The organism is Marinoscillum sp. MHG1-6, from assembly GCF_024714475.1.
Classification (GTDB): domain Bacteria; phylum Bacteroidota; class Bacteroidia; order Cytophagales; family Cyclobacteriaceae; genus JAMZMI01.
Map to the genome: position 1 here is coordinate 202221 of NZ_JAMZMI010000002.1, position 15813 is coordinate 218033.

General features: G+C 43.8%; 12 protein-coding genes and 1 pseudogene. 5 read left to right on the plus strand and 8 right to left on the minus strand.

Annotated features, from left to right (window positions below):
* Nucleotides 1–12 precede the first annotated feature (12 nt).
* Nucleotides 13–1044 (minus strand): Ig-like domain-containing protein, encoded by a 1032-nt coding sequence (locus tag NXR94_RS04690; RefSeq protein ID WP_258103425.1) that lies wholly within the window; start codon nucleotides 1042–1044, stop codon nucleotides 13–15.
* 317 nt (nucleotides 1045–1361) lie between these two features.
* Here NXR94_RS04690 and NXR94_RS04695 point away from each other — a divergent pair, with 317 nt between their 5' ends.
* Nucleotides 1362–2246 carry an ion transporter gene (locus NXR94_RS04695; RefSeq protein ID WP_258103426.1) on the plus strand — a complete coding sequence of 295 codons (885 nt, stop codon included), beginning with the start codon at nucleotides 1362–1364 and terminating at the stop codon, nucleotides 2244–2246.
* A 3-nt stretch (nucleotides 2247–2249) separates the two neighbouring features.
* Here the strand turns inward: NXR94_RS04695 and NXR94_RS04700 are convergent, their stop codons facing one another.
* The 6 genes and pseudogenes from NXR94_RS04700 to NXR94_RS04720 all read right to left on the minus strand — a co-directional run bounded on the left by NXR94_RS04700 (nucleotide 2250) and on the right by NXR94_RS04720 (nucleotide 8819).
* On the minus strand, nucleotides 2250–2837 hold the full coding sequence (locus NXR94_RS04700; RefSeq protein ID WP_258103427.1) for a toxin-antitoxin system YwqK family antitoxin: 588 nt from the start codon (nucleotides 2835–2837) through the stop codon (nucleotides 2250–2252).
* Nucleotides 2838–2954: 117 nt separating this feature from the next.
* Nucleotides 2955–4094, minus strand: a complete 1140-nt coding sequence (locus tag NXR94_RS04705) for an aspartate aminotransferase family protein (RefSeq protein WP_258103428.1) — start codon at nucleotides 4092–4094, stop codon at nucleotides 2955–2957.
* Nucleotides 4095–4203: 109 nt separating this feature from the next.
* Nucleotides 4204–4560 (minus strand): annotated as a pseudogene (locus tag NXR94_RS17165) (four helix bundle protein).
* A gap of 37 nt (nucleotides 4561–4597) precedes the next feature.
* Complete coding sequence (locus NXR94_RS04710; RefSeq protein WP_258103429.1) at nucleotides 4598–5863, minus strand: glutamate-5-semialdehyde dehydrogenase; 1266 nt, start codon at nucleotides 5861–5863, stop codon at nucleotides 4598–4600.
* On the minus strand, nucleotides 5860–6651 hold the full coding sequence (gene proB, locus NXR94_RS04715) for a glutamate 5-kinase (protein ID WP_258103430.1): 792 nt from the start codon (nucleotides 6649–6651) through the stop codon (nucleotides 5860–5862). The genes NXR94_RS04710 and proB overlap by 4 nt, the downstream gene beginning before the upstream one ends.
* Nucleotides 6652–6920: 269 nt before the next feature.
* Nucleotides 6921–8819, minus strand: a complete 1899-nt coding sequence (locus NXR94_RS04720) for an ABC-F family ATP-binding cassette domain-containing protein (protein WP_258103431.1) — start codon at nucleotides 8817–8819, stop codon at nucleotides 6921–6923.
* A 128-nt stretch (nucleotides 8820–8947) separates the two neighbouring features.
* Here NXR94_RS04720 and NXR94_RS04725 point away from each other — a divergent pair, with 128 nt between their 5' ends.
* The 4 genes from NXR94_RS04725 to NXR94_RS04740 all read left to right on the plus strand — a co-directional run bounded on the left by NXR94_RS04725 (nucleotide 8948) and on the right by NXR94_RS04740 (nucleotide 14179).
* Nucleotides 8948–10117 carry a sorbosone dehydrogenase family protein gene (locus tag NXR94_RS04725; RefSeq protein ID WP_258103432.1) on the plus strand — a complete coding sequence of 390 codons (1170 nt, stop codon included), beginning with the start codon at nucleotides 8948–8950 and terminating at the stop codon, nucleotides 10115–10117.
* Nucleotides 10118–10361: 244 nt separating this feature from the next.
* Entirely contained in the window at nucleotides 10362–10907 is a 546-nt protein-coding gene (locus NXR94_RS04730; protein WP_258103433.1) for a hypothetical protein, read from the plus strand.
* Nucleotides 10908–11042: 135 nt separating this feature from the next.
* Entirely contained in the window at nucleotides 11043–12212 is a 1170-nt protein-coding gene (locus NXR94_RS04735) for a nitrate/nitrite transporter (protein ID WP_258103434.1), read from the plus strand.
* Between the two features lie 77 nt (nucleotides 12213–12289).
* Nucleotides 12290–14179 carry a Na+/H+ antiporter NhaC family protein gene (locus NXR94_RS04740; protein ID WP_258103435.1) on the plus strand — a complete coding sequence of 630 codons (1890 nt, stop codon included), beginning with the start codon at nucleotides 12290–12292 and terminating at the stop codon, nucleotides 14177–14179.
* A gap of 49 nt (nucleotides 14180–14228) precedes the next feature.
* On the opposite strand, the gene NXR94_RS04745 is transcribed toward NXR94_RS04740, so the two are convergent.
* On the minus strand, nucleotides 14229–15806 hold the full coding sequence (locus tag NXR94_RS04745) for a pectinesterase family protein (protein WP_258103436.1): 1578 nt from the start codon (nucleotides 15804–15806) through the stop codon (nucleotides 14229–14231).
* Nucleotides 15807–15813: the final 7 nt, after the last annotated feature.

A 15813-nucleotide genomic window follows, 5' to 3' on the forward strand; every position in this document is an offset into this window, starting at 1 on the left:
GAGCAACAAAGATTAGAGGACAGGATCTTCTAAAGTCACGTTTGCATAAGCACTTCTCTCTTCACCTGCCTGATCCTTAACGGTAACCTTTACAGTTACACTACCAGCCGGAGTACTCACTAAAGCCCACTTGTATTGATAAGGAGAAGAGGTAACCGTAGTTCTCAAGTCATTGGCTATTGTGAAATCTACTCCTGAAATGTCTCCGGCTCCATCCGGATCTGATACAGTCGCTACTAGCGTGAGTGTATCACCTTCATTTCGAACATAAGTATTCCCATTGGTAATACCACTCAAACTAATCGTAGGTGCTGAATTATTAACCTCAGTATCTATTACAAAGGCCAGTTCATCTGTTGCCTCAGATCCATTTTCATCGACAACAACAACAGACACCAAATAAGTACCATCTGCAAGTCCTTGCGCATTAAGATCTATAGCGTACGTTGGAGCATTCAATTCCTGAATCAGATCTCCATTGAGGTAAAATCCAACGCTTTCTACATCATCAACACTGGTAACACTTGCTGCCAGAGAAATGATAGCTCCTGAAGTTGTGTAGGTCTTTTTGGTCGACCCTCCATCTATTGTCAAAGCCACATCCAATGCAAGTGACGCCCCCGTCTGAGAGGAAGTTTCATAACTGTCAGCATTGTCCCAGGAAGTCACAATATATGCGCCTGTCCTATTCGTAGCTCCGGTAATTGCAGCATAATAACCACTTACAAAAGGATCAGTCATATCCCAGTCATCACCGGTAGGGATAAAGGCAATAATTGTAAAGGACGAAATTCCCGGAGGTGGCAGGATAACAACTGAGGTGTCTTCAAATGCAACAGACCGCTCAGTCGAATAGATAGAGTCTTTAGAGTCCAATGTGAAAATGTACACTGTTTGCTCCAGACCAGCATCCGGAATGTTTGTCAGCTTAACCTTCACGGTCTTGCTGTCCACACTAATTTTTGGCTTCTTCGTCTCGACATCAAAGTCACCACATGCGACCAGAATCGAAAGTAACAAAATTGATAGTAGTAAGTTTTTCATGTAATTGGCGTTATTTAAATGATATCGAAAATAGCTAATCTGTTTTACCACGCAAACAATTTGCACTAGAAAGACTGTACGAAATCAAGAAATAATTGACAAATACCCATTTTGAGGTATTCTGGGGTTTTGAATCAAAGTTGATCGGGCACTATCAATTCAGAAATTTTTACCAACAGCGATCCCACAAAAGTCGTCAAATTTTCTCCATCAAAATTGACAATACACCTGATCATGCTTTGAAGCCCAGTGATGCATTTTTTGAAACCATTTATAAGGGCTTTCTAATTCGATTCTAGTTCCTATTTTTTATAATTGTGCTTTCAATAATCATGGCAGATCAGGATCGCTCACCTTTAGGACTAGTAGTATATAAGCTCAAAACACTTGACGGACTTAAGGAATTTTTGGAACACCGTTATTTTCAGTGGACCATCCTTTCACTGATCATCATTAATGCCATTACCATTGGGATGGAGACATCTCCGGCCATTGTGAGTACATTAGGAGATTGGCTTAAGCACCTGGACAATTTCATTCTTATCATTTTCACAATAGAAATTTCTCTTAAGGTCTTTGCTTATCGTCACCGATTCTTCCTGAATGCATGGAACGTATTTGATTTCCTGATCGTGGCAATTGCTTTGGTACCTGCGGCAGGACCCCTTCATATCTTGAGGACGCTTAGGATTCTTAGAACCGCACGCCTTATCAAGAATGTACCTAAGCTAAGGTTGATCATAGAGTCCCTGATCAAATCGATCCCCAGCATTGGATGGATTGCAGTTCTGTTGTTTATGATCTTTTACATCTTCGCAGTCATCGGGACCGACCTGTATATGGACAGGTTTCCGGAATACTTTGGAGATATGGGTAAAACCATGTTTACCCTGTTCCAGATCATGACTTTGGAAAGTTGGTCATCCGGTATTGCCAGACCGATGATGCAGGAGATACCTTATGTTTATATTTTCTTTATTCCGTTTATACTCCTGGCGACCTACACCACACTGAACGTATTCATCGCCATAGTTGTGAACACTATGAATGAGATCAACAGAGCAGAGATGAAGGATGAAGAAGAAAGGGTGAAAGATTTTATGCACCAGGAACATCAGGAAATGCTCCAATACCTCTCCTCAATCCATAAAAAGATCAACTCGATGGAAAAGCAGCTAAAAGAAGAAGACAAAAAGGTTTAGCCTTTAATCAACCTCGGGTTCCTTATCAACCAACTCTCCCTCTTCGTATTCATAAGCCAGGGATAAGTTACCTTCCTCGTCATACCACTTGGCTATTCCATGCATTTTACCTTCTTTAAAAGGCGCTTCCTGCATGATTTTTCCCGAGGTATAATATTTCGTCACCACTCCCTCCAATTGACCATTTACATAGTTCTTCACCTCTGTCACCCGCTTACGGGTATAAACCTTGCTTTCACCATGCAATACACCATTGTGATAGTTTTGCTTAATGCTTACATACCCTTGGCTATCAAAGCTCATTGATACCCCTTGCTTTTTTCCTTTATGATAAGTAGTAATAGAAGTGGGCACTCCTGTGTGATCATACGCTACCCAGGCACCATGCTTAACCCCATCCAGCATTTCTCCTTCAAGCACAGTGATATCCCCTGCCTTCTTGATCACTTTCTCCAAACCACTACCGTCTTCGTAGGAAGTCAGCTCAACCCCCTCGGGAACATCACTATCAACCGGCACCTCAATATTTTGAGATCCACCACATGACATCAAAAAAACAACTATTACACTTGAGTATAGGAATGCTCTCATCTCAGATATTTTGTTTTGTACCATTCTGGTTTAAAACTATGAAGACAAAAAAAAATCACAAAGCCCGTCGGTATTAATGATGGCTTTGTGATTAAATCAATGAGTCAATTGACTCTTTTACGCTTGTATCAGCGAGAGTTCTTTTTGTAAAACCTCAAGGAATACATCTGCTTCTTCCTTTTTCAATGCCAAGCTCGGCAATAGACGAATAGTGTTTTTGCTGGAGGCTGAACCCGTAAAGATCTTGTGGTCGAATAGCAATTTCTTTCTTAAAGGAGCCGCTTCTGTCTCAAGGTCAAAACCAATCATCAATCCACGTCCCCTTACCTCCTTGATGCCTTCCATTCCTTGCAACTGGCTAAGAATATAGCTACCAACTTCTGCCGCATTATCCATCAGTTTTTCCTCCTCGATCACTTCCGCAACCGCCAAGGCAGCCGCACAAGCCAGGTGATTCCCTCCAAATGTGGTTCCCAACATTCCAAACTTGGCTTCAAACTTTGGAGCAATCATAACTCCTCCGATAGGAAAACCATTGCCCATGCCTTTTGCCAGGGTATAAAGGTCAGCGTCAACTTCGAAGTAATCATGGGAGAAGAACTTGCCGCTTCGGCCATAGCCACACTGGATAGAATCTGCAATAAAGACTGATCCATGCTGATCACAGAGCGATCGGATCTTTCTAATGAATAATGCATCCGGGATATTAATCCCTCCGATTCCCTGAATACCTTCAATGATCACGGCTGCAACTTCATTTTGAGCGAATGCATCAACAAGTGCTGCTTCATCGTTCAGTGGCAGGATCAACGCATTATCCGTTTCATTGACTGGCGCAACAATATTCTTGTTATCCGTAATGGCCACCGCCAGAGAGGTTCTTCCATGAAACCCTTTGGAGAAAGAAATGACCTTGCGTTTGCCTGTATGGAAGGAGGCAAGCTTAAGCGCATTCTCGTTCGCCTCTGCTCCTGAATTGCACAAAAACAACGCATGATCCTCGCGACCGGAAAGCACACCTACCTTCTCCGCCAATTCCTCTTGTAATGGGTTTAAAATGGAGTTGGAATAAAACCCAAGTTTATTGACCTGCTCGGTGATTCTCTTCACATAATGAGGGTGGGTATGACCAATAGATATCACCGCATGCCCGCCATAAAGGTCCAGGTATTTATTGCCTTCTTTATCAAACACAAAATTCCCCTGACCATGCGTGATCTCGATTGGGAATAGTGGATATACATTAAATAAGTTCATTTTTTACAAAAGATTAAAGGGGAAAGAGTAAAAAGGTGAAAGAGTAGAAAGGTTAAAGATGAAAGATGAAAGAATAAAAGGTCAAAGTTTAAAGTTCTTAGGGTTCCAATCATCTACTTCTTACATTTTTTATCAATCCTATTAGCATAGCTTTCACTTCTCCACAATCAGATTTTAAAATTTCAATTTTTTCAAGACTAAGCATATTCAGATCTTGTATCAAAATCAGCAAATACTCCACTTCATGGGTAGAACCAAGGGCTATTTGGTAAAAGTTGGCCATATCGGCATTAGAAAACTTTCCAGCTCCTTCTGAAATATTCAATGGAATCGAAACCGCCGCCCTTTATAATTGAGATGAAATATTATACTTCTCCTCTATTGGTAAGTCGGCTGAAGCATCATATATACCTAACACCAACCGATGAGCCTTCTCCCAAACTTTGAGCTTCCTATAATCGACCAAACCAGGTTAAACTTTTACCTATTCACTTTAGCCTTTTTTAACTTCTCACCTGCCCATCGCCACGAACTACCCACTTGTAACTAGTTAGTTCGCGCAATGCCATTGGTCCACGTGCATGAAGCTTTTGTGTACTGATCCCAATCTCCGCTCCCAGGCCAAACTGAGCGCCGTCCGAAAATGCCGTTGAGGCATTAACGTATACACAGGCTGCATCTACATGTTTAAGGAAGTGCTCCGCTACCTCCTGCTCCTCCGTAACGATCACCTCGCTGTGCTTCGAACTGTAGTTCGAGATATGATCCAGTGCCTCTTCATAACTTTTTACCGTCTTAATAGACATCTTATAATCCAGCCATTCGACGCCAAAGTCTGCTTCTTTAGATTTGAAAAGTAGCCCTGGCTTATAGTTTCCTTCCAGCACTTCGTACGCCAGTTTATCCGCGTATATCTCTACCTGGTGATCAGCGTCCATGCCTTTCACAATCTCCGGCAAATCGCCTAACCTGCTTTCGTGGATCACCAAACAATCCAGCGCATTACATACGCTCACCCTTCGGCACTTAGCATTATAAACGATCCCTTTGGCCTTTTTCAAATTCGCTTTCTCATCCACATAGGCGTGAACGATCCCAGCGCCAGTTTCAATAACCGGAATTCTGGCATTCTGTCGCACATAATTGATCAACCCCTGGCTTCCACGAGGAATGGCACAATCAATGTATTCATCCGCCTCCAGGATGTGCGCCAGCGCCTCTCTTTCTGAAGGTGCCAAAAACACCGTATCCTGTAAGTCGTATTCAGCAAGCACTTCTTTAATGATATCTACAATGGCAATATTGGAATCATGTGCATCGCGGCTACCTTTCAATACGCAAGCATTCCCGGATTTCAGACAAAGCGCAAATACGTCAAAAGTCACGTTTGGTCTGGATTCGTAAATGATACCCATCACGCCAATAGGAACAGATACACGCTGAAGACTCAGTCCGTTCTCCAGGGTTCTTTCCTCCAGTATCGTTCCGAGTGGGTTTGCTAGTTCTGCCACCCTTCGCATATCATCGGTGATACCCTTTAATCTTTCAGGGTTCAACAATAGACGATCATACTTAGGGTTGCCAGGCTCCATTCTTGACAGGTCCAGCGCATTGGCCTTCAAAATTTTATCCTGTTTGTCAATCGCCAAATCCGCTACCTTATTCAGAATTTCACCAATCTCTTTGTCAGTCAGTGAAATCAATTTTCGGCTCGCTTCTTTGGTAGTCTTTAGCCCCGCTGCAATGGCTGACTCTAGCAATGTCATCATTTCTCGTTTACTGTTTCTCCTATCAAAAATCTGGTTCCTATTTGCTTGCCATTCACGATATCAATGACCACGTGGTCTCTTTTACCATTGGCAATAAATGTTTCTATTCCTTTGGCAGCTGCTTCACAGGCCACCTTAAGCTTTGATTCCATACCCCCACGACCCTGTCCGGACTTATTACTGGAAACAAACGTTTTGGCCGCCTGATCATTCAACCCAACTTCCTTCACCAACTCTGAACCATCCTCACCAGGCATACCGGTAAATAGTCCGTCTATATTACTCAGAATGATCAGCTTTTCCGCCTCCACCATTTGAGCGGTCAAACCTGCCAGTTCATCATTATCTGTAAACATCAACTCTACCAGAGATACCACGTCATTTTCATTGACAATGGGCACGATACCTTGCCCCAGCAAACCTTCAAAACAGTTGATCATGTTTTGATAATGATCTCCGGTAGCAAAGTCTTCTTTGGTAGCCAATACCTGTGAACAGACAATGTCATATTCATGGAAAAGCTCATAATAACGTTTCATGAGTGACGCCTGACCTACCGAAGAAAGTACTTGCCGACGGATGGCCTCATCCTGTATATCACAATCTCCTATGATGCTTCTTCCTGCACCAACCGCACCGGATGACACCAAAATCGGCGACCAGCCCATCTCTTTCAGGCGAGCCAACTGTACAACTACCTGTCTGAAAATAGGCTTGTCCAAAGTGCCATCATGTTTTGTCAGCACATTGGTTCCAACCTTGACTACAATCCGTTTTTCTTTTTTCATAGGAAAGGCAAAATTAGCCATTAAACCCAATCAGATTGAGTAGTGAACAAAATATTCTATTCGTGAATTCTTGTTGACAGCTACATTCCAGAGAAAACAGTGGTATTTCGGAATTTTATCCTGAAATAAGGGGTCAAGCAATCTTTCTGTAAGCAGAGTATAGAATTGATTAAATAAGACCGTGTCGTAGACACGCGTTATCATTCCTCATTTTAAGTGTCGCTATTCATGAAACACTTAAAACAACAAGGAAACCAGGTGATTCTGAATTACCCAATCTTTTCAACTAACTGCTCCCACTGGGAATTGGCTTTCTCCAGTTCTGCTTTTTTGCTCTGATACTTGTTATTGAGCTTTTGCATCTTTTGTGGATCATTGAAATTGTCAGGATCAGCTAACTTGGTCTCGTAGGAAGCAATCTCTTCTTCCAGCTTTTCGATTGATGCCTCTACCCTCTCCAACTCCTTTTTGTCCTCCTTATTGGGCTCCACCGTCTTGGGCTTGGTGTTTTCCTTTTTCTCCTTAGGTGCTGCTGTTTGAGTTTGGCCGGTAGATACCGCCAGTTTCTTCTCCTGTTCCCTTTGATACCACCACGACCACTCTTCGAAGGTACCCGGATATTCTTTGATCTTGTGGTCTTCTATCCACCAGATCTTATTGGCAATTTTAGAAACGAAGTCCCTATCGTGAGATACTACCAAAAATGTTCCCTCATATTGCTGTAGGGCCTGCACCAATATGCTCACCGAAAGCATATCAAGGTGGTTAGTGGGCTCATCGAGTAACAGGAAGTTAGCCTCGGAAATCAATGTTTTAGCCAGTGCCACCCTGGATTTCTCACCTCCGGAAAGCACCTTGATTTTCTTAAAAACCTCCTCATCCGAAAACAAGAAGCATCCCAGTACACCACGAAGTTCCTGATCGGTTTTACCAGACCCTGCCTGCTTTAGCTCCTCGAGAATCTCGTTCTGTACACCAAGCGATTCCAGCTGATGCTGTGCATAAAATGAATTGATCACGTTGTGGCCCGTTTCCACCTTCCCCTGGAAGGGTTCGTTTTCGGTAATGATCCGAAGCAGGGTGGATTTCCCCTTACCATTGGCTCCGACCAATGCGATCTTATCTCCACGCTCAATATGCGCGTCACTGTTTTCCAATATTTTCAGATCGCCATAAGACTTGGATATATGCTGTAGCCTCTTGACGTGACGCCCTGACTTTACTCCAAAATTGAATTTAAAATTGACCACCTGGGTATCATCGACCACCGCTTCGATGCGGTCCATCTTATCCAACATCTTTTGCCTGGACTGGGCCTGTTTAGCTTTCGTTGCCTTGGCCTTGAATCGCTCTACAAAACGCTCTGCCTGACGGATCTTTTGCTGCTGATTTTCATAGGCATTTTGCTGGATTTCATTTCGAAGCTCCTTTTCCTCCTCGTATTTGTCATAGTTGCCCGCATAGGAATGCAATTGCGCGCCCGTGACTTCCACAATCTTATTGACCGTATTATTGAGGAAGCGTCGATCGTGAGAAACGACAATAATGGCGCCTTCATAGGTCTGAAGATAGTTTTCTATCCATTGAATCGATGGTAGATCAAGGTGGTTGGTAGGCTCATCGAGCATGAGCAACGATGGCTTCTCAAGTAATAGCTTTGCCAGCATTACCCTCATTCTCCATCCCCCAGAAAATTCCCGTAAGGGTCTCTTCAAATCACTGGTGCTAAAACCAATACCTTCCAGGATAGCTTCCGCTTTAGCCTGAAGAGTATACCCATCATTGGCTTCAAAACGCTCCTGAAGTTTTGATAGGCGATCGACCAAACTGTCATCATAGTCGGTTTCCATTTTTTTCAGGATCTCATCGATTTGATGTTGGAGTTTCAGTGTCTCCCCAAACGCCTGCATGGCCACCTCAAGAATGGAATCGTCCGTCTGATAAGAAAGCAGGTCCTGATTTAAGAAACCTATGGTTGTCTCCTTGCTCTTGTTAATTTCTCCCGAGGTCGGCGGAATATCGCCCACCATCATCTTGAGAAGGGTAGATTTTCCGGTCCCGTTCAGCCCGATCAGACCAATCCTATCCTTAGGGGTAATGAATAGCGATGCTTCGTCATAAAGCGGTCTGTCCCCGATGAAATATGAAAGGTTGTTGATGCTGATCATTTCTTCACTAATTTACTTCTACCACAAAGGCGCAAAAGTAGTGCAGTACGGAACGATTTATCAAATAAGCCGGATCATTTGCAACAATTTGTGTCCTCCTTAGTATTGGAAGGTAAACCCGGATCGCTATGAAAAAATTCGTCACTCCTTATTGTCTATTGGCCGGCCTACTCATTTTCAGTTTTTCCTGTTCTTCCAAGGACTCCGGAAATGAATCCACCAACCCGGAAGAAGCCAAAAAAGCATTGACTTCGACGGAGGGGTTAGAACTGCATCAATTGAAACTTCCCCCAGGCTTTAAAATCGATGTTTATGCCCGTGTAAAAAGTGCCCGATCGATGGCCTTGGGATCAGATGGAACGGTGTTCATCGGAACGCGTGGACATGATAAAATCTATGCCGTTAGGGACACGGATGGCGACTACAAAGCCGATGAGATTTATACCATCGCTGAAGGACTTAGAAATCCGAATGGCGTGGCCTTCAAGGATGGGAACCTCTACATCGCTGAGATCAGCAAGCTTTGGCGCTACCCCAATATCGAAAGCACCCTTAACAATCCTTATGGGGAGATTATCTATGATGATTACCCGCAGGATGGGCATCACGGCTGGAAATACATTGCCTTCGGACCGGATGGCAAGCTCTACGTACCAGTGGGAGCTCCCTGCAACATCTGTGAAAGCAAAAACGAAATCTACGCCTCTATCACCCGAATAAATCCTGATGGTACGGGGATGGAAATCTTCGCCAAGGGAATTAGAAACTCAGTTGGATTCACCTGGCATCCTACCACGGGAGAACTGTACTTTACTGACAATGGACGGGACATGCTAGGCGACGACATTCCTCCTTGTGAGCTCAATCGCGCAACCACTTCCGGACAGCATTTTGGATACCCGTATTGTCATGGTGGCTCCATCAAAGATCCGGAGTTTGGGGACAAGTATCCGTGTAGCGATTTTAAGAAGCCCGTTCAGAACCTGGGACCCCATGTGGCTCCGCTGGGGTTAAAATTTTATACGGAGAATATGTTCCCTGCCGAATATAAGAACACGATCTTCATCGCCGAGCACGGCTCCTGGAATCGCTCGAAAAAAATTGGCTACCGGATAACCATGGTCAAGGAAAGGAATGGAGTTGGCCAGAGCTACACGCCCTTTATCACCGGCTGGCTCAATGAAGCCACACAAAGTTCCTGGGGAAGGCCGGTAGATGTGCTGATTCTTCCAGACGGCTCTATGCTGATATCCGATGATCAGAGTGGAACTATCTATCGGGTGACGTATAAAGGATGATCTCCGAGGAGTCGAAATGTCGACTTCCCTTGAAATGACGGCAACAATAGCTCGTCATCGCGAACGAATGTGAAGCAATCTCTAGCTTATACATTATTTTATTACCCTCCTCATGCCGGAGAGGCAAATTCTTTTGCTCGCTCCAGGCATCCCTATCAAAAGGCCTACGCGGCTCGAATCAAAAAAAGAAGTCGGAACACGTATATCCGCTGTTTCCTTAGGTTTGCAGTTAGATACCATTAATATGAAACGATCGGTTAGAATCAGAACCCTTTTACTTGTCATTGTCCTGGTAATCTTTACCGGGTGCGATAAAATAGCCAAGCTGACACAGTTTGAAATGGAATATGATGAAACAGTCATTATCCCCTCCTCTACAGGGATTAACCTTCCATTCAACCTGTTCACGCCAGACGTACAGTCCAATTCCGAATCAACTTTCGCCGTCAACGATACACGCAAAGATCTGATTGAAGAAATTCAATTGACTCAATTGGATTTGACCTTGACCTCCCCTTCCAATGGAGATTTTGGCTTTCTCAAGTCGATAGAAATATTTATTTCGGCAGATGGTCTTTCAGAAGTAAAAATTGCCTGGAAAGAAAATATCCCCTCTACGATCGACAAGTACATGGAATTGGAGACCACGCCATCTGACTTACAAGAATTTATTAAAAAGGATAATTTCTCATTGCGGGTAAACACCGTCACGGATGAATTGATCACCTCGGACCACCACATTGATGTTCATTCCATTTTCTTTGTGGATGCCAAGATTTTAGGGCAATAGAAAGGCTTCTTCAGGTCGAAAGACCTGACGAGATAACTAGACAATTACCACCGGAAAAAGACAATTACCTTTCGAATTGCTATCAAATTCACCGGACACCTCTATTATTGTGATAGAACTACCTACTAACCTCGCTTGACAGCACCGAAAAGAATACTACCTGTCATTGTCATCGCGCAGTTTTGCTGTACCTCGCTTTGGTTTGCAGGAAATGCAGTGATGTCTAACCTGGTCGCTGAATTTAGTTTATCAGATAATGCACTCGGACACCTTACCTCCTTTGTTCAGTTTGGGTTTATTTCCGGAACCCTGGTTTTTGCCATACTAACCATCGCCGATCGTTTTTCTCCCTCCAGAGTTTTCCTTGTCAGCGCTGTATTGGGATCGCTGTTCAATGCGGGAACCATATTGGAAGGCAATACCATGGCTTCTCTCCTGCTCCTAAGATTTGGAACCGGCTTCTTTCTTGCAGGGATCTACCCGGTAGGAATGAAAATTGCGGCAGACTACTATGAAAAAGGGTTGGGCAAATCACTGGGTTTCCTGGTTGGCGCCCTGGTGCTCGGAACAGCCTTCCCTCATTTACTAAAGGGGGCTTCTGAGTCCCTGCCGTGGAGGGGGGGTTTGATAACAACTTCCGGACTGGCCCTATTAGGTGGAGTAATGATGGTGGTGCTGGTGCCCAATGGACCACATCGAAAACGCGGACAGGGTTTCAATCTTTCTGCCTTCTTAAAGGTATTTGAACATCCACCATTCCGAGCTGCAGCCTTTGGTTATTTCGGACATATGTGGGAGCTCTACACTTTTTGGGCTTTTGTTCCGATCATGCTCAAGAACTTCATCAATATGAATGAGGTCGACGGGCTCAACGTCCCTTTATGGTCTTTTCTCATCATCGGTATTGGCGGAGTAGCTTGTGTAATTGGCGGATACCTTGCTCAAAAATGGCCCACGAAGTCTGTAGCATTTTCTGCCCTCTTATTATCAGGGTGCTGTTGTCTGGTTTCACCGTTACTCCTCTCATTTCCCAATGAAATCGTCTTTTTGATCTTCCTTCTTTTCTGGGGAACGGTGGTGATCGCTGACTCCCCTCTTTTCTCTACATTGGTCGCCCAAAATGCACAACCAGAAGTAAAGGGAACAGCTCTGACCATTGTGAATTGTATTGGTTTTGCCATCACCATCCTAAGCATTCAACTGGTGACTTTCCTATCTACCTCACTCAACCCAACTTATCTCTATTTGATACTGGCTATAGGGCCGGTATTTGGTTTATCACGACTGATGTCAAGAAATCCTTGATGGGTATCGCCTTAGAAGTGTGCTTCAAAAAATAATCAGAAAGGGTTATTTTACATGACGTACACCTATCACCACCTATGAGACATCACCTGTTCACCGCCATATTCTTTGTCTTACCATTTCTCACATTTTCCCAAAACCTCACTGTTGAGTTTCCCGCTATTTTGGTTTCCAACATAAGTCAGGAAATCAAAATTGAGAACACCACCAATACAACTGCAATACTCGAAACCCCTAACGGGCAACAAGCCCTTACTGTAGGAACAAGCACCATTTACTACCAAAGTGCTCCGGGCAAGCAGGCAAGTATTTCCATTGACGGGAAGACCTATAAATCATCTGCACGAGCCATACCTCTGTGGCTTTCGATCATCCCTCCTGTTCTGGCTATTTTCCTGGCATTTTTAACCAAAGAAATTATCCTCTCACTTGTTGGAGGTATCTTCATTGGCACGGCAACGATAGGTTTCTATTCGAATGGCCTGACGGGAATATTTAATGCCTTTTTCAAAATCATCACTGATTATCAGGTTCCGGCGCTCACAGACCCTGATCATATAGCAATCTTGCTTTTCACCTTTTTCATCAGTGGGATGATCGCCGTCATTTCTAAGAATGGTGGGGTAGTAGGCATGGTCAAGGTCATATCTAAATATGCCAAAAATAATCGATCCAGTCAGCTAACCACTTATTTACTAGGACTGATCATATTTTTCGATGATTACATGAATTCGTTAGTTATCGGAAATGCGATGCGTCCTATAATGGACAAGATGAAGGTGTCACGAGAGAAACTCAGCTACATCGTGGACTCAACGGCGGCTCCGCTTGTGGCCATTTCCCTCATTGGTGTTTGGATTGGGGCTGAACTGGATTATATCCAAAGTGGACTGGTGAACATCAATAATGGGAATCAACCTATTGAAATGAGTGCCTATCAAATTCTGTTAAGCTCTTTACAGTTTAGCTTCTACCCGATTTTGACACTCATCTTTGTGTTAATGCTCATACTCTCAGGAAAAGATTATGGGCCTATGCTTCACTTTGAAAACCGGGCCCGGTCGGGTGTTTATCTAAATGATCAAACAGAGAATGCCCTCAATGACTCAACGTATGAGCCCAATGAGGTCAATGCCTCACACCCTAATAAGTGGTTCGCCCTGCTCCCAATTTTAACGCTTATCATAACTGTAATGGCAGGAATACTCATTACCGGTTACTCTGCTGAAGCCTGGAACAGCTCTTCCGGCTTAATGCGTATCTCAGCCATCATGGGAAGCTCAGATTCCTTCAGGGCGCTGCTTTGGTCTTCCTTCCTTGCTTTGACATTGGCCATATTGATGAGTATTCTTAGTAAAAGGATGAAAGCCCATGAAAGTATAGAATCTGCCCTGGCGGGGTTCAAAGACGTCCTGCCGGTTTCAGGAATTTTAGTACTGGCATGGTGTTTAGCCCAGCTGACAGAAGAAATGCACACTGCAGATTTTGTAATCTCTTTATTGACCGGAAATGTCCCTCCTCACCTGATACCGGCCATTACCTTCGTTTTAGCAGGAATCATAGCTTTTGCAACCGGAACATCATGGGGTACTATGGCCATTCTTTACCCACTCATGCTACCTACCAGCTATGTGCTCTCTATAGAATATGGTCTGGCACCTGAACACGCTATGGATATCTTTTTGATCTCTACCGCCAGTGTGCTCGCAGGTGCAGTTTTCGGAGATCATTGTTCGCCTATCTCAGACACCACTATTTTGAGTTCGCTCGCTTCAGGATGCAACCATATCAACCATGTGAATACTCAAATAACCTATGCCCTTACCGTCGGTGGCGTGGCGTTAGTCTTTGGAATTTTGCCCGCATCTTTTCAGGTAAGCTCATTGATTACTATTCCAATTTCGGTGATAGTCCTCTACCTTATTATCAGGTATTTTGGTAAGGCCCCTAAGGCTGAATCAAAATAATTAGGCCCATCCGAAGACGGGCCCAAAAACAAACCAACTTAAAGAATAATCAAAAATCATTTAGTGCAGCATCCTGCATATCCAGCTTCGGATTCCAACCTCCCAGTACATACGCTGGGTCGCTATAATTTTTTATAATAAGGGAGTCCTCGTCCATTTTGAGTTGCCTGGAAAGTGGGTGACGCTGACTCACATCCGTAGGAGACCCATCAAGGTTGACACTGTTATATTCCCAGTAGTGAATATTAGATATTCCCTTTCCATCGATACCCCACCCTTCAGTGCGAATGCCATGGAGTTTGCAATTCAGTAAAACAGCCTCACAATAGGGATACCCCCCTTTGCGGTTGTCATTCGTTCTGGCTATGGTAGTTTCTTCATCACCCTCCATCCGGAAAATACAATTCACAAATACGTTTCCATGATTTGCATGAGTATTTCGAATCCACATATGTGGACCATGAGTTGTTATGAGTTCACAGTTTCTAAAAAAAGCAGGCCCTCTTCCCAGCACATTATCTCCAAAACCTTTAATCTCAACGTCCTCTAAATAAACCGCGCCATTTACCTGCAAGGCATCACCAGAGCCATGTACGACTACATTCTTAACAATATTCCTTTCTCCATTCATCAAAAGCCCTTCGGCCTGAGCAGGTCTATCATTCAATGAAAGGATGGTCAGGTTAATGAGGTGAATCCCTGTTGAATTATCAGCTGCAAACACCGCCCTTCTTGACGGAAATGTTCCTTTCATTTCATTCGTTGCAATGTTCTGTGGATGTGGATTGAAGACTTCGTTATTGGCATATTGAACTAACACTCCATCCCGACTTTCCCCGAGAAATGTCACATTGGACTTATTGCGGAAATAGACTATTTCTTGATAAACGCCATTCATAATAAAAATAGTCATCCGTTTCTCGTAGTCGTCCGGAATGAAATCAATGGCGCCCTGCACCGTATTGAAGTCCCCAAATCCATCCGCAGATACAATGATCTTAGTAAGTTCCTCCGAAGGAGCCGAAGGTTTAGTCGTAAAGCGCCATTCATTTTTGTCAGAGATCCCATTGAAACTACCATCATGAACTTCCAGTACCTCCGGATCAATGAGTACATAATAGGTCTTCCCATACTCAAGAAGATTATGATGTAAGTAGATCGTAGCCGTGGTATCGCTAACAATTACCGGATAAAAATGAAAGGCATCTGTAAAACCTCCGATGATCGTCAATTGGTATTCATTCAAATTAGGCTCGGCCCCTCCTGAAGGTGTCCCAGGCACAGTATTCGCGTTCGTCCTGGTACTGGGACCGTATACGTAGGGTGAAGGAATGTAGGGAACCTTTACTTTGTTAGGTATTGTTGGACCCGCCGGGATACTTAAGTCAAGTGAATCCACCAGTTCATCAGTGGACGCATCATAAACCTTTATTTTTCCCCTTGCTCCTAATGTTGGTTTACTCTTAAAATTCAAAACCAGATGAGTGTCAGGGTTTACGTTCTTTGCCCCATTTTCAGGAAAACTGATATAGTTATCCGGCTTACTGGATTGACAGGCGTTCAACAACAACACCATGACGGCTAGAATAAGACAATTGAATTTATCTTGGAGACAGATGTCTTTCATGTGCTTT

Bases quoted from the DNA above. Each gene is read 5' to 3' on its own strand.
- NXR94_RS04720 (WP_258103431.1), bottom strand. From the start codon at position 8,819: ATGATCAGCATCAACAACCTTTCATATTTCATCGGGGACAGACCGCTT.
- NXR94_RS04745 (WP_258103436.1), bottom strand. From the start codon at position 15,806: ATGAAAGACATCTGTCTCCAAGATAAATTCAATTGTCTTATTCTAGCC.
- NXR94_RS04730 (WP_258103433.1), top strand. From the start codon at position 10,362: ATGAAACGATCGGTTAGAATCAGAACCCTTTTACTTGTCATTGTCCTG.
- NXR94_RS04690 (WP_258103425.1), bottom strand. From the start codon at position 1,044: ATGAAAAACTTACTACTATCAATTTTGTTACTTTCGATTCTGGTCGCA.
- NXR94_RS04725 (WP_258103432.1), top strand. From the start codon at position 8,948: ATGAAAAAATTCGTCACTCCTTATTGTCTATTGGCCGGCCTACTCATT.
- NXR94_RS04740 (WP_258103435.1), top strand. From the start codon at position 12,290: ATGAGACATCACCTGTTCACCGCCATATTCTTTGTCTTACCATTTCTC.
- NXR94_RS04710 (WP_258103429.1), bottom strand. From the start codon at position 5,863: ATGATGACATTGCTAGAGTCAGCCATTGCAGCGGGGCTAAAGACTACC.
- NXR94_RS04705 (WP_258103428.1), bottom strand. From the start codon at position 4,094: ATGAACTTATTTAATGTATATCCACTATTCCCAATCGAGATCACGCAT.
- proB (WP_258103430.1), bottom strand. From the start codon at position 6,651: ATGAAAAAAGAAAAACGGATTGTAGTCAAGGTTGGAACCAATGTGCTG.
- NXR94_RS04700 (WP_258103427.1), bottom strand. From the start codon at position 2,837: ATGAGAGCATTCCTATACTCAAGTGTAATAGTTGTTTTTTTGATGTCA.